The organism is Trueperaceae bacterium, assembly GCA_019454765.1.
GTDB lineage: Bacteria > Deinococcota > Deinococci > Deinococcales > Trueperaceae > JAAYYF01.
In genome coordinates this window covers 86,330-100,304 of the sequence record JACFNR010000001.1, presented here as the reverse complement: position 1 = coordinate 100,304, position 13,975 = coordinate 86,330, and the positions used below count along the sequence as shown (strand labels likewise).

The following is a 13,975-nucleotide window of genomic DNA, read 5'->3' as shown; positions in this document are numbered from 1 at the left end:
GGTCGGCGCCGCCTCGTCACAAGCCGCCCTGGCGGTCGCGCCCGGCCCGCGGTGGGCGGCGGCGCGCGGCTCGATTAGGAAAGTTGACAACACCAGACTCAACTTAATATCATCCTGCCATGGATGCCGAACGCTTCACCGAGGCCGCCCTCCAGTTGGTCGCCAGCGCTCAGCAGGTGGCGCGCGCCCGTCAACACCAGCAGGTCGGCCCGCTCCACCTGGCGGCGGCCCTGCTCGCCGACCCGGCCGGGCTGCCGAGCCGCGTCGTGGAACGCGCCGGCGCCGACCCTGCCGCGGCCCGCGCCGCCGTCGACGCGGGCCTCGCCAAGCTACCCGTCGTGACCGGCGCCGACGGCCAGTTCATGAGCGCCGAGCTCGGCACCGCGTTCACGCGGGCCGAGGCCGTCGCCAAGGAGTGGCAGGACGCGTTCGTGGCGGCCGACACCCTCCTCGTGGCGCTGCGCGAGGTGGCCGGCGGGCAGCTGGACGCCCTGCCCGGCGCCGCCCAGCTCAAGGAGGCCGCCGTCGCCATCCGCGGTGGCCAACGCGTCGACAGCCGTAGCGCCGAGAGCACCTTCGAGGCGCTCGACACCTACGGCATCGACCTCACCAAACGCGCTCGCGAGGGCAGGCTCGACCCCGTCATCGGTCGCGACGACGAGATCCGCCGCGCCGTGCAGATCCTCCTGCGCCGCACCAAGAACAACCCCGTCCTGATCGGGGAGCCGGGGGTCGGCAAGACCGCCATCGCCGAGGGCCTGGCGCTGCGCATCGTCAACAAGGACGTGCCCGAGGGCCTGCAGGACAAGCGCATCGTGCAGCTCGACATGGGCAGCCTGCTCGCGGGCGCCAAGTACCGCGGCGAGTTCGAGGAGCGCCTCAAGGCCGTGATCGAGGAGACCGCCAGGTCGGACGGCAAGATCATCCTGTTCATCGACGAGTTGCACACCATCGTGGGCGCGGGCAAGGCCGAGGGCGCCGTCGACGCCGGCAACATGCTCAAGCCGCCGCTGGCGCGGGGCGAGCTCCGGATGATAGGCGCCACGACCCTCGACGAGTACCGCACCATCGAGAAGGACGCGGCCCTCGAGCGCCGCTTCCAACCGATCTTCGTCGACGAGCCGTCGGTGGAGGAGACCATCTCCATCCTGCGAGGCATCAAGGACAAGTACGAGGTGCACCACGGCGTCGGCATCACCGACCCGGCCATCATCGCCGCCGCGACGATGGCCCACCGTTACATCGCCGACCGGCGCCTCCCGGACTCCGCCATCGACCTGATCGACGAGGCCGCCAGCCGCATCCGGGTTCAGCTCGACTCGCTGCCGGAGGAGATCGACGACCTGAGGCGCCGCAAGCTCCAGCTCGAGATCGAGCACGAGGCCGTCAAGCGCGAGACGGATCCCGACTCCGCCGCGCGCCTCCTGCGCATCGAGGAGGAGCTGAAGGTGATAGCCGACCAGATCGGGCAGGCGCAGGCCGACTGGGAGGCGGAACGCAGCGTGCTGGAGGAGTGGCGCGCCGACCAGGAGGAACTCGACCGGGTTCGCACGCAGATCGAGGCCGCCGAGCGCGAGTACGACCTGGCCGCCGCGGCGCAGCTCCGCTACGGGGAGCTCCCCAAGCTCGAGGCCGAGGTCGCTCGCCTCGCCAAGCGGCTCGACGACGCCCGCTACGTGCGGCTCGAGGTGGGGGAGGAGGAGGTCGCCCAGGTGGTGGCCCGCGCCACGCGTATCCCCGTCGCGCGGCTCCTGGAGGGCGAGCGCGAGAAGCTCCTGCAACTGGAGGACGAACTGCACGTGCGGGTCGTCGGCCAGGACGAGGCCATCACCGCCGTCAGCGACGCCATCCGCCGCTCACGCGCCGGGCTGGCGGACCCGAACCGCCCCATCGGCTCCTTCATCTTCCTGGGCCCCACCGGTGTCGGCAAGACGGAGACAGCCAAGGCGCTCGCGGCGCAACTCTTCGACAGCGAGGACAAGATGATCCGCCTCGACATGTCGGAGTACATGGAGCGCCACAACGTGGCCAAGCTGATCGGGGCCCCGCCGGGCTACGTCGGCTACGAGGAGGGCGGCCAGCTGACGGAGGCCGTGCGGCGCCAACCGTACTCCGTCATCCTCCTCGACGAGATCGAGAAGGCGCACCCCGACGTGTTCAACACGCTCCTGCAGGTGCTCGACGACGGGCGCCTGACCGACGCCCAGGGTCGCACCGTAGACTTCCGCAACACCGTCGTCATCATGACAAGCAACATCGGCTCGCCGCAGATCCTCGAGGCGAGCACCCACGGTGCCGACTACGCGGCGCTCAAGCAGACCGTCTTCACCGAGCTGCGCGCCTACTTCAGGCCCGAGTTCCTCAACCGAGTCGACGAGGTCATCGTGTTCCACGCCCTCGACCAGGCGCAGATCCGCACCATCGCCCTGCTCCAGATCGAGCGACTGCAGCGGCGCCTGGCGGAGCGGCGGGTGACGCTCGACGTGAGCGAGGCGGCGCTCGACGAGCTGGCGCGGGCCGGCTACGACCCCGTGTTCGGCGCTCGGCCCCTCAAGCGCGCCGTGCGCGACTACCTCGAGACGCCGCTGGCGCGCGAGATCCTCGCCGGCCGCGTCGCCGACGGCGACACCGTGGCGGTGCTACCTGGCGCCACGTCGGGCGGGCCGCTGCGCTTCGAGGTGGCGGAGCTGGCGCAGGCCAACTAGGGGCCGGCCGTCGGCGCCCGCTCGGCGGCCACCGCGATGGCTTGCTCCGTGGTCACGAAGTCGGCGGTGCCGTCGCGCGTAAGTTCCTCGTAGACGCCCATGCGTCGCAGGAGCGCCTTCGGTTGCGGTTGCAGGCCCGAGATGAGCAGGGCGATGCCCCGCCGCGACAGCCGGTCGTGGATGGCGCGCAGCGCGGTGACGCCCGTCGCGTCCATGACGGGCACGCGTTTGAGGCGCAGCACCACCACGCGGATGCCCTGGTCGACCTTGACGAGTTGGTCGATGAAGCGCTCCGCCGCGCCGAAGAACACCGGGCCGTCGACGCGGTAGGCCACGACGTGCTTGGCGAGGAGCGCCTGCTCCGCCGCCACCTGCGTGGCGTCGTCGTGGTGGGGGCCGTCGCCCGCCAGGGAGATGGGGTCGACTGTGAACATGTTGCTCATCCGCACGATGAACAGGATGGCGGCCGCCACCAAGCCGACCTCGATGGCGAGGATGAGGTCGAAGAAGATGGTCACCAACATGGTGAGGACCAGCACGAAGGCGTCGGACTTCGTGCTGCGCAAGATGAGCGAGGCCGCCTCGCGCTCCACCATCCGCACGGCCACCACCATGAGGATGCCCCCGAGCACGGCGAGCGGGATGCGCCCCGCCAGCGGGGCCAGGAAGAGGATGACGACCAGCAACGTGAGGCCGTGGACGATGGAGGCGAGGCGCGTGCGCGCGCCCGAGCGCACGTTCACGGCGGTGCGCGCGAGCGCCGCCGTGGAGGGGAGCCCGCCGAACAGCCCCGCGGCGATGTTGCCGAGCCCCTGCCCCACGAGTTCGCGGTCGGGATCGTGCTTCTCGCCGACGGTCATGCCGTCGGCCACCACCGCGCACAAGAGGCTCTCGAGCGCCGCCAGCACCGCCACGGCGATGGCGGCGCGCGTGAGCTCGACCCAGGCGCCGCTCAGCGCGAGGTCGGGGAGCGCCGGCAGGGGGAGGGAGCGGGGGATCTCGCCGATGCGCGCCACCGCCTCGAACGGGGGCAGCAGCGAGACGAGGGTGACGATGACGAGCGCCGCCATGCTGGCAGGGACCCCGCCGAGGGCGCGCACGCGCCCCCACGCCAGCATGGCCACCACGGTGAGGAGCGCGAGGCTCGCCGGGAGGTAGCCGGGGCGCGCGAGGAACTCCCGCACGGTCTGGACGCTGATGAACACGATGCTCTCCCCGAGAGGCGCCTTCACGCCGAGCACGTTGGGCAGCTGCTGCAGGAAGATGATGACGGCGATGCCGTTCGTGAACCCGGTAACGACCGGCCAGGGGATGAAGTGGACGTAGCGCCCGATGCCGGCAAGCCCCAACGCGATGAGGATCAGGCCGGCGCCGATGCCCAAGATGGGCAGGGCGCCGGGCCCGTGATGGGCCACGATGGGCAGGAGGACGGCCGTCATGGCGCCGGTCGGGCCCGTGACCTGGAAGTTCGATCCCCCGAAGAAGGCGGCGATCACGCCGGCAACGATGGCGGTCACGATGCCGGCGGTGGCGCCGGCCCCCGCCGTGACGCCGAAGCCGAGCGCCAGGGGGAGGGCCACGAACGCCACCGTCACGCCGGCGAGGACGTCCACCTTCGCGTGTTTCAGGTTGTAGTCGCGAGCCTGTGGCAGGAACCTCCGTACGGAGGCGAACGGTCCGCCCGTGCGCGGCGTGTGATCGAGCACCTGAGGCGCTCCCTTCCCCGACGTTGGCGAGCCCCGTCGACAGGTCGACCGGAGGGCCCTCCCCCGATGATGCCCCTTCCGCGTCCCGGCGGCAAGATGGCGGGCGTGTACGAGCGCCGGCGGGCCGCTCGCGCGATAGGGTAGCCGGATGGCAAGCGCACCCCGCACCGACCTGCTGCTCATCGTGCCGCACCCCGACGACGAGGTCTTCGGTTCCGGCGCCATGCTCGCCCGCACCGCCCGGAGCGGCCGGGCGGCCACCCTCACGCTCACGCGCGGCGCGGCGGGCCGCACGCTCGGGCTCACCAGCCGCGACGGCCTGGCGGCGCGGCGCGAGGCGGAGCTCCGCGCCGCGCTGGCGGCGCTCGGCGTGCAGGACGTGACGATCCTCGACCACCAGGACTACGTGCCCGACGCCGACCGGGGCCTGCCGCCCCACCCCGGGCTGGCCGGCGTCGACAGGTCGGAGCTGGTCGCCGCCGTCGCCAGCGTGCTGGAGCGGACGCGGCCGCGCGCGGTGCTCACGTTCCCTCCCAACGGCGCCAACGGCCACCCGGACCATTGCCTCACGAACGAGATCGTCCTGGAGGCGCTCGAGGTGACGCCGGAGCGCCCGGAGCGCGTCTACTACTTCGCCAATCCCCGCCGCTTCGAAGGCCCGCAGCGCCCCGGTTTCCTGGAAGAGGACGAGATGCGGCGACGGTGGCTGCCCCCCACCCACGCGGCGCCGGCCGGCGAGGAGCTGGCGAGCAAGCTCGCGGCCATGGGATGTCACGAGACGCAGGCGCTCTCGGTGCTCGGCTTCATGCGCGAGCAGCCGGCACGGATCCTTGTCGAGACGTTCCACCGCGCGTTCCCGAGCGTCGCGGCCGGGAGCGGGGTGGAGGAGCTACTGCTCCTCTGACCGGCCATCCCCGCCCGCGCGGTTGTGGCGCTCTTCGCGTCCTGGACGGAGGGGCGTGGTAACCTGGCGCATGCTTTTCAGGCGTCAGCGCGCGCCCGACCTGGGCTCGGCTCACGAGGCGCTAGCCAAGGGGCAGTACGACGTGGCCTTCGCCGTGCTGGAGAGTGCCGTGAAGCGTGGGGCGGACCGGACCCATAGCGGCCAGGCTTGGCTGCAGCTCGCCGCCGTCTACGCCCTGTACGGCGACGAGGGGCTGGAGAACGGCCAGCCCGCGCTGCGCAACGCCGTCGGCGCCGATCCCAAGCTGGCGTCGCGCCCCCTCTACCGCGCCCTGTTCTGGGAGTTCGCCGCCTACCGCGGCGCTCCCCTCAGCGACGTCAAACGGGGCCTGCGGGAGGTGCCGGAGCAGCCGGGGACCGACGACCGCGCCCCCGCGTTCGACCCGGTCGCCTCCTACCACGCGGCGGCGGCCCTCTTCACCGTCGACGCCGCCAAGAGCGCGGCCAGGCGCCTGCGGGCGCTCGGCCCCGGCGTCCTGCCCGCCTACCTCGAGTGGCGCCGCTGGTCCCTGCTCGGACAGTGCGCCGAGGTGCTGGGCGAGTGGGAGGAGGCGGCCGGCGCCTTCACCTTCTCGGTCCAGCAGGCGCCCGAGCTCGAGAAGGGCGCCGAGCGGCTCAGCCTGGCGGGCGCCCTCGTCGAGCTGTACCGGACGGAGGAGGCCCTCGAGCACCTGGCGGCCACCCCCGACGACCGCCTGCAGGAGCAGGAGCGCGCCGTCCACCGTTACCTGCTCGGGCGCGCTCACCTGGACCTCGACAACCCGAACCTGGCGCTGCAGTACCTGCGCGAGGCGGCGCTCCTCGACGACGAGCAGGGCGGCCCCACCTACAGCGTCGCCTTCGCCACGGCGCAGGCCCTCACGGCGGCGGGCCGCTCCGACGAGGCGGTGGCGGCGTTCGCCGCCGCCCTCGAGACCGTCCCGGCCGAGCACCGCGCCTTCACGCAGCACGAGGCGGCGTACGCCTACATCGAGTGCGACCGACTGAGCGAGGCCGAGGCGCTCCTGGGCGAGGTCGTCACGGATCCCTCGTACTCGCACCGGGGCGACGCGCTGGCAGACCTGGCCGATGTGCGCCTCAGGCGGGGCGAACTCGACGCGGCCGGCGACCTCGCGCGCGAGGCGCTGGAGCTCGGCGCCACCGCCCCGGCCTGCATCACGCTCGGCAGCGTCGCGTTCGAGTACTACCGCCTCGAGGAGGCGGCCGCCTGGTACGAGCAGGCGCTGAGCGCCAGCCAGACGGGAGACCCGTTCTGGGTTGCCGCGCAGCAGATGCTGGCGGACGTCTACTCGCAGATGGGCGAGCAGTACACGGAGCGCGTGCTGCTCCACGCCCGCGCCGCCCTCGAGCACACCGAGGCGGGCAGCGACTGGTACCTGCCCCTGAAGCAGTACGTCGAGGGTGCCAGGGACCGCCTCGGCGGCTTCGAACGCGTGCTGAACTGACCCGAACCGAACCGAGGACGGCGGACGCGTGGACGGGCTCCTGATCGACGAACAGCTCCGCGCGCTCACGCCGCTGTTGCCGGCCGAGCGCCTGGCGTGGCGCTTCCCGGACGACCGCACGGCGGTGCTCCCCCTGACGGCGGGCGGCGCGCTCTGGCTGAACAGCCGACCGCCGCGGCCGTACCTCCTCGTCAGGCCGGACTACCCGGCCCCCTCGCGGGCCCTGACCCCCTTCCAGCAGCAGCTGGCGGCGCGCGCTGCTGGTCCCCTCACGGGCGCGACGCAGGCAGCGCTCGACCGCGTCGTCACCTTGGCCTTCGGCGCCGCCCCCGGCTTCGTCCCCACCCCCGGGGTCGACCTCGTCGTGGAGCTCACCGGCCGCAACGCCAACCTGCTCCTGGTGGAGGGTCGGCGGATCGTCGGGGTGGAGCGGCAGGTGCTCGCCGACCGCAACCGCTACCGCGAGCTCAAGGTCGGCGGGGCGTACGCCCCGCCGCCGCCCTACAGGAAGGCCGACCCGCGCAGCGCCGGGCCGGCGGCACTGGCCGGCCTGCTCGAGGGCAGGACGCTAGCAGACGTCCCCAGGCTGGTGGACGGGATCGGACCCGAGCTCGCTGCGGCGCTGCGCGGCGCGCTCGCGGCCGCAGGCATCGCGCCGGACACCGCCCTCGGCGGAGCGGCGCTCGCGGCGGTCATCAGGGAGCTCGCGGCGCTCGTGGCGCGGCCGAGCGCCTGCCTGGCCAGGTGGGCCGCGGGCGCGGACGCGGACGCGCGCGCCGCGGCCGACGCCCAGCGCCTGGCGCGGCAACGGGAGCGCCTCGGACATCGGCTCAAGAAGGAGCTGACGTTGGCGCGGCGGCGCCTGGCGGACGCCGACGCCGCGCTCGCCGCCGGCGCCGCGGCGCGGGAACTGCGTGCCGAGGCCGACCTGCTGCTCGCCCGCGTGGGAGAGGTGCCGCCCGGCGCCGCGCGTGTACGCCTGGCCGGCTGGGGCGGCGAGGTGGTCGATCTCGACCTCGACCCGCGCCGCTCCGTCGCGGCGAACGCCGCCGCCCGCTACGACCAGGCGCGCCGGCGCGAAGCCAGGGCCGAGCGTGCCGCCGAGGGGCGCAGCGCGCTGCTGGCGGCGGTCACGGCCGCCGAGAACGCCGTCGCCGGCCTGGCGGAGCTGCCTCCCGGCGCCGTCGCCGAGGCACTGGCGACCCGCGAGGGGGCAAGCGGAGCCGTTGCCGGGCGCGGCCCAGTGCGGCGCCCGGCAACGCCGGGCATCACCTTCCAGGGCCCGCACGGCTTCGAGGTGGTGGTCGGACGCAACGCCCGCGACAACGACCGGGTCACCTTCGCTCTCGCCAAGAGCCGCGACCTCTGGCTGCACGCGCAGGGGTACCGCGGGTCGCACGTGATCGTGCGGTCGGCCGGCAGGGAGGTGCCGTTCGAGACGCTCCTGTTCGCCGCGCGCCTCGCCGCGGGCCACTCGGAGGCGCGGCGCGAGGCGCGCGTCGCCGTCGACTACACGGAGCGCAAGAACGTGTGGCGCCGGAAGGGCGCCGCGCCGGGCGCTGTCGAGTTCGCCCACCACAAGACGGTGCTCGTGGCGCCCGCCAGGGACGACGAGGGGGCCAGGGGCGAGGGACCCGCGACCTAGGGGCGCCTCAGCGGGCGCTAGGGGCGCCCCGCCGGGCGCCGGTGCCGTAACGCCCCGGGCCTCACCCCGCCCGGCCCGCCGAACCGAACAGGCGCATGCGCTCCGCCACGACGCGACGCATCTCGTCGCGGGCGGGCCCCAGGATCTTGCGCGGGTCGAACTCGGCCGGCTTGGCGGCCAGCACCTCCCGCACCCGTGTGGTGAAGGCGAGCCGCAGGTCGGTGTCGGTGTTTATCTTGGCGATACCCTCGCCAACGGCCTGACGCACGTCGTCCTCGTGGATGCCGAGCGCGTCGCCCATGACCCCGCCGGCCTCCCGCAGGCGGACGACGAGGTCCTGCGGGACGCCGGACGCGCCGTGCATGACGAGCGGTTGCGGCACCAGCGCGGCGATGGCCTTGATGCGCGCGTGGTCGATGAACGGGCGGCCCTTGCCCTTGTAGGCGCCGTGCGAGGTGCCGATGGCAACCGCGAGGTAGTCGGCGCCGGTCTCGGCCATGAAGCGTTGCGCCTCGTCCGGATGCGTGAGGGTGGCCTCCTCCGCGCTGACGTTGACGTGCTCCTCTATGCCCCCCAGGCGGCCGATCTCGGCCTCGACCGTGACCCCCACTGCGTGCGCGGCCTCCACGACCCGGCGCGTCTCCGCCACGTTGGCGGCCTCGTCCTCGTGCGACATGTCGATCATCACCGACGTGAAACCCAGCCGGATCGCCCTGAGGCAGGAGGCGTAGCTCGAGCCGTGGTCGAGGTGGATGGCCACCGGGACGCGCGCCCCGCCGCCCAGGTACTTGACGATCTCGACGAGCGCGGGCCCCGCGAACTTGAGTGCCCCCTCGGACAGCGCCACGATGACGGGACTCCGCTCTTCCTCCGCCGCCTCGATGATGGCCTGCGTGATCTCGAGGTCGTTGGTGTTGAAGGCGCCGACGCCGTAACCCCCGGCGCGAGCCGCCGCGAGGATCTCAAGTCCCGTGACTAGTCCCATGCGGGGATTATACGTTCAGGCGCCTTTCCCGCCCCCCTTGCCGCGGGCGGCGACAGGCTTCGGGGGATGGGTCGAGCGGCCGCTCAGGAAGCCGCCGAGCGCCGCCAGGCCGAGGGCGAGCAGGAGTGTGAGCGGCTCCTCGCGCCGGAACAGCACGAGCGCCACGAGCAGCAGGACGGCCGAACCCATGCGCCCCAGGAACGCGCGGCCGGCGGGAAGCAGCCGCGCCGGGTCGAACGTGAGCACGTGGACCACCACGTACGTGAGCAGGATCATCACGAAGTAGACCCAGACGGGCACCGCCGCGAGGAACTCCATCACGCCACCTCCAGTAGGGTGAGGGCGCGCTTGGCGACCTCGCACGAGTTGGCCACTGCGGCCTTCATGTTCCAGTGCGCCTTGTCGCGGACGCCGACCGCGTTCGCGACGCCCCGCAGCTGCACGAGCGGCACCCCGAACCCCAGCGCGACCTGCGCGACGGCGCCACCCTCCATCGACTCCACCGCCACGCCGTGCCGACGCGCGAGCCACTCGGCTCGCCCGACGTCCGCCGTCAGCGCCTCGCTCGTGCCGAACGGCACGGCCCGCACGCCGAGCTCGCGCGCCACGCGGCTCACGAAGCGCTGGTCGAACCAGAGGCGGTTGTAGCTGGGCGGGTCGGTGGCCAGCAGGGGGAAGCCGACGGCGTCGAGGCCCTCCCAGGACGGACCGTGCCCGACCCCGCTGTCGACCTGCGTCTCGCTCGCCGCCAACGCCACCTCACCGATACCCAACCCGGAGCCCGGATACGCCCCGCCGATGCCGAGGAGCAGCACGCAGCGCGGCGCGACGCGGTCGATGGCGAGCGCGGTGGCCGCAGCGGCGTTGGCCTTGCCGACGCCGGTGGTCACCAGCACCACCTGCAGCCCGCCCCAGCGGCCCTGGCGCCGGTCCCACCACGTCGCGGGCCGCGTGGCCTCGCGGGGCGTGAGCGGCGCGACGTCGGCGAGGGCCGCCTCGAGGGGCGCCACCTCGCCCTGGGTGGCGCTGACGACGAGGACGGGTCCCGTCACGCTGCGCGGCTCAGGCCGCGACCGGCGGCATGTCGAGGAGGGCCCGCACGTAAGCGGCAGCGTCGTACGGCTGCAGGTCGTCTTGCGCCTCGCCGACGCCGATGAACTTGATGGGGATGCCCAGTTCGCGCGTGATGGGGAGCAGGATGCCGCCCTTGGCGGTGCCGTCGAGCTTGGTGACGATCACGCCCGTGAGGGTGACGGCCTCGTGGAAGCGCCGCGCCTGCTCGAGTCCGTTCTGGCCCGTGACGGCGTCGAGGACCAACCAGGTGTCGCGCGGCTCGCGCTCGTCTGCCTTGGCGATGACGCGCTTGACCTTCTTGAGTTCCTCCATCAGGTTGTGCTTGGTGTGAAGGCGGCCCGCCGTGTCGACGAGCAGCAGGTCCGTGCCCCGCGCCTTGCGCTGCTGCGCGGCGTCGAACGCCACCGCGCCGGGGTCGCCGCCGTCGGGGCCCGTGACCGTCGGGATGTCGAGCCGCTCGCCCCAGACGGCCAGCTGAGCGCTCCCCGCCGCGCGGAACGTGTCGCCGGCGGCGAACATCACGCTGCGACCGTGCTGGCGGTAGTAGTTGCCGAGTTTCGCGATGGTGGTCGTCTTTCCCACGCCGTTGACGCCCACGACCATCACCACGTGACCGGCGGGCTCGACCACGTTGCGGGTCACGTCGAGCGAGAACCCGACCCGCCGCAGCTTCTGGCGCAGGCGGTCGGGCTCGAGCTGGTCGAGGAGCGCCTTCTCGAGCGCCTCCCTGAACGGCGTGCCGCGCTCGCGTTCGGTCCGCGCCTCGGCGACGACTTGGGCCGCCAGCTTGCCGCCGACGTCGGCGCCAATGAGGGCGAGTTCGAGGTCCTCCCAATCCATCTCCCACGCGGCGCCGCGGGCGCCGAACGTGGCCGTGCGCGTCCGTCCGAGACCCTGCCTCAGCCGGTCGAACCAACTCACGGCGTGCCGTCCTTGGCGCCGTGCGCCTGTAAGGCGGCCGCCCCGACGCTCTTGACGCGGCTCTTCTGCGCCGCCGCCGCGGCCGCCTTGCGGGCCTTCTCCTCCTCGAGGAGGCGCGCGGGGTCGTCGTCCGGCAGGCCAGCGTCGATGAACGTGAGGGCCTGGCCGATCCGCCTGAGCGCCTCGCGCTTGCCGAGGATGACGATGAGGTCGGTCACGCCCGGCGCGTTGGTGGTGCCCGTCAGGGCGGCGCGCAGCGGCATGAGCACCTTGCCCATGCTGGCGCTCTGCGCCTGGACGTAATCGCGCAGCATGTCGTCGACGCCGTCGAAGTCGAAGAACTCGAGCATAGAGAGCTCGCGCTCGACGTCCTGCAGGTACTTCTGCCCGGCAGCGAGCTGCCTGCGGGCGCCCTCGTCGTAGCGCAGGGTGGTGGCGAAGAAGTAGCCCGCCTGCTCGACGATCTCGGTCAGCGTCTCGGCGCGCGGCCTCAGCACGTCCACCACGTCGAGGAGGTAGTCCTCGTCGTCGGGGACGTACCCTTCCGCCTCCAAGAGGGGCGTCACGCGCCGGGCGACGTCCTCCAGCGCGAGGACGTCGCGCAGGTACTTGGCGTTGACGTTGCGTAGCTTCTTCAGGTCGAACACCGGTCCGCCGAGCGACACGCGGTCGATGTCGAACTCGGCGATCATCTCGGCGACGCTGAAGTACTCGCGGCCGTCCGGCATGCTCCAGCCCATGTTGGCCAGGAAGTTGAGGAGCGCCTCCGGCAGGTAACCTTGCCGGCGGTACGAGTCGACGGAGGTGTCGAGCTTGCGCTTGCTGACCTTGCTGCGGTCGGGGTTGCGCAGGAGCGGCATGTGCACGAACTCGGGCGGCCGCCAGCCGAAGGCGCGGTAGAGGAGGACGTGGATCGGCGTGCTCGTGATCCACTCCTCGGCGCGGATCACGTGGGTCACGCCCATGAGGTGGTCGTCGACGACGTTCGCGAGGTGGTACGTGGGGTAGCCGTCGCTCTTGAGGATCACCGGGTCGCGGATCTCCGAGTTGGGGATCGTCACCTCGCCGCGCAGGCGGTCGACGAACGTGGTGGCGCCCTCGTCCGGCGTGACGAGCCTCACCACGTTCGCCTCGCCCGCGGCGTGGCGCCGCTCCTGCTCCGCGGCGGGCAGGTCGCGGCCGCGTCCGTCGTAACCCAGCGGCAGGCCGCGACGCTTCTGATCGGCGCGCATGGCGTCGAGCTCCTCCGTGGTCTCGAACGCCCGGTAGGCGTGGCCGCCGGCCAGGAGCGTGGCGACGTGCTCCTGGTAGACGGCTAGCCGCTCGCTCTGCCGGTACGGGCCGTTCGGACCGCCCTTCACCGGCCCCTCGTCGGGCTCGATGCCGAGCCAGGCGAACATCTCGAGGATGAGCGCCTCCGCGCCCGCCTGGTAGCGCTGGCGGTCCGTGTCTTCCAGGCGGAAGACGAAGCGTCCGCCGTGCTTGCGGGCGAAGGCGTAGTTGAACAGCCCGATGTAGGCGGTGCCGACGTGCGGGTCCCCTGTCGGCGAGGGGGCGATCCGGGTGACGACTTCCATGGAGGCGCCTCCTATACGGGCATCATAGCGCGGTGGTCGGGGCCGGAAACGTCGCCCTCCGCGTCCCCAGCGCGCTTTTCTGCCCGCGGCGCGCGCTGCGGCGCTCGCCCGCGCCGCAGCGCGGTCCGCGGCGCGGGCCCGTCACCCGTTGAACGCGAGGTGGAGGAGCGTGAAGGCGGAGAGGGCCCAGAGGTAGGGCGAGAAGAGCCGGAAGCGGCCCCGGCGGAGCACGGCGAACACGGAACCGAGGGCAACGTAACCGACCGCGAACGAGGCGGCCACCATGGCGATGAGCGGCAGGAGTTCGACGTCTGCCGTCATGACGTCGCGGACACCGAGCACGGCAACGCCGAACGAGACCACCAGGTAGAGCAGGAACGAGAGCCTCGGGGCGAGGTCCTTGTCGGCGCCCCGCCAGAGCAGCGCCGAGATGGTCGAGCCGCTCCGCGAGATGCCCGGTATGACGGCGAGGCCCTGCACCACCCCGGCGACGACGGCGTCGCGGAAGGTCACCCTGGCCACGTCGTGCTTGACCCCCTGGCGGGGGGCGAACCAGAGGATGAACCCGGTGACCGTCAGCGCGATGGCCACCGGCAGCGGGGCGTTGAACCGCTCGAAGACCGGCTTGAACGCGAGCGCCAGGGCGGCGGTCGGCACGGAGCCTGCCAGCACCAGGAGCGCGAGGCGCCAGCCGGGCTCGCGGCGCGCGGCACCGGACCCGAGGCCGCGTACGAAGCCGCCGATCGCGAGGGCAACGTCGCGGCGCAGGTAGACGAGCACCGCCAGCAGGGTGCCCGTGTTGGTGGCGATGTCGACCCAAAGCCCCAGGGAATCGCCCCAACCCAGGAAGTAGTGGGCCAACACCAGGTGTCCCGAACTGGAGACGGGCAGGAACTCCGTCAGGCCCTGCACGACGCCCAACACCACCGCTTGGACTACGCTCACCTACGCTCC

The 13,975-nt window shown here is 72.7% G+C and carries 11 protein-coding genes; 4 read left to right on the top strand and 7 right to left on the bottom strand.

Going from position 1 to position 13,975, the window contains the following annotated elements; all coding sequences use genetic code 11:
- Positions 1 to 119 precede the first annotated feature (119 nt).
- On the top strand, positions 120 to 2,705 hold the full coding sequence (clpB, locus tag H3C53_00420; GenBank protein MBW7915139.1) for an ATP-dependent chaperone ClpB: 2,586 nt from the start codon (positions 120 to 122) through the stop codon (positions 2,703 to 2,705).
- On the opposite strand, the gene H3C53_00415 is transcribed toward clpB, so the two are convergent.
- Positions 2,702 to 4,411, bottom strand: coding sequence for a SulP family inorganic anion transporter (locus H3C53_00415; protein ID MBW7915138.1), 1,710 nt, complete (start codon positions 4,409 to 4,411; stop codon positions 2,702 to 2,704). The genes clpB and H3C53_00415 overlap by 4 nt on opposite strands.
- Positions 4,412 to 4,559: 148 nt before the next feature.
- Between H3C53_00415 and H3C53_00410 the strand changes: the two genes are divergently transcribed.
- The 3 genes from H3C53_00410 to H3C53_00400 all read left to right on the top strand — a co-directional run bounded on the left by H3C53_00410 (position 4,560) and on the right by H3C53_00400 (position 8,464).
- Positions 4,560 to 5,315: a PIG-L family deacetylase gene (locus H3C53_00410; protein MBW7915137.1), complete on the top strand. Its 756-nt coding sequence runs from the start codon at positions 4,560 to 4,562 to the stop codon at positions 5,313 to 5,315.
- Positions 5,316 to 5,385: 70 nt separating this feature from the next.
- On the top strand, positions 5,386 to 6,819 hold the full coding sequence (locus H3C53_00405; protein ID MBW7915136.1) for a hypothetical protein: 1,434 nt from the start codon (positions 5,386 to 5,388) through the stop codon (positions 6,817 to 6,819).
- Between the two features lie 28 nt (positions 6,820 to 6,847).
- Positions 6,848 to 8,464: a DUF814 domain-containing protein gene (locus H3C53_00400; GenBank protein MBW7915135.1), complete on the top strand. Its 1,617-nt coding sequence runs from the start codon at positions 6,848 to 6,850 to the stop codon at positions 8,462 to 8,464.
- 61 nt (positions 8,465 to 8,525) lie between these two features.
- Here the strand turns inward: H3C53_00400 and fba are convergent, their stop codons facing one another.
- The 6 genes from fba to H3C53_00370 all read right to left on the bottom strand — a co-directional run bounded on the left by fba (position 8,526) and on the right by H3C53_00370 (position 13,966).
- Complete coding sequence (fba, locus tag H3C53_00395; protein MBW7915134.1) at positions 8,526 to 9,449, bottom strand: class II fructose-1,6-bisphosphate aldolase; 924 nt, start codon at positions 9,447 to 9,449, stop codon at positions 8,526 to 8,528.
- A gap of 15 nt (positions 9,450 to 9,464) precedes the next feature.
- The gene (locus tag H3C53_00390; GenBank protein MBW7915133.1) at positions 9,465 to 9,770 is read right to left on the bottom strand and encodes a hypothetical protein; all 306 of its coding nucleotides are present in this window, start codon (positions 9,768 to 9,770) and stop codon (positions 9,465 to 9,467) included.
- On the bottom strand, positions 9,767 to 10,501 hold the full coding sequence (gene mqnB, locus H3C53_00385; protein MBW7915132.1) for a futalosine hydrolase: 735 nt from the start codon (positions 10,499 to 10,501) through the stop codon (positions 9,767 to 9,769). Before mqnB ends, H3C53_00390 begins: the two co-directional genes overlap by 4 nt.
- A gap of 10 nt (positions 10,502 to 10,511) precedes the next feature.
- Positions 10,512 to 11,444, bottom strand: coding sequence for a signal recognition particle-docking protein FtsY (gene ftsY, locus H3C53_00380; protein MBW7915131.1), 933 nt, complete (start codon positions 11,442 to 11,444; stop codon positions 10,512 to 10,514).
- Positions 11,441 to 13,021, bottom strand: coding sequence for a glutamate--tRNA ligase (locus H3C53_00375; GenBank protein MBW7915130.1), 1,581 nt, complete (start codon positions 13,019 to 13,021; stop codon positions 11,441 to 11,443). The genes ftsY and H3C53_00375 overlap by 4 nt, the downstream gene beginning before the upstream one ends.
- Before the next feature lie 141 nt (positions 13,022 to 13,162).
- The gene (locus tag H3C53_00370; protein ID MBW7915129.1) at positions 13,163 to 13,966 is read right to left on the bottom strand and encodes an undecaprenyl-diphosphate phosphatase; all 804 of its coding nucleotides are present in this window, start codon (positions 13,964 to 13,966) and stop codon (positions 13,163 to 13,165) included.
- Positions 13,967 to 13,975: the final 9 nt, after the last annotated feature.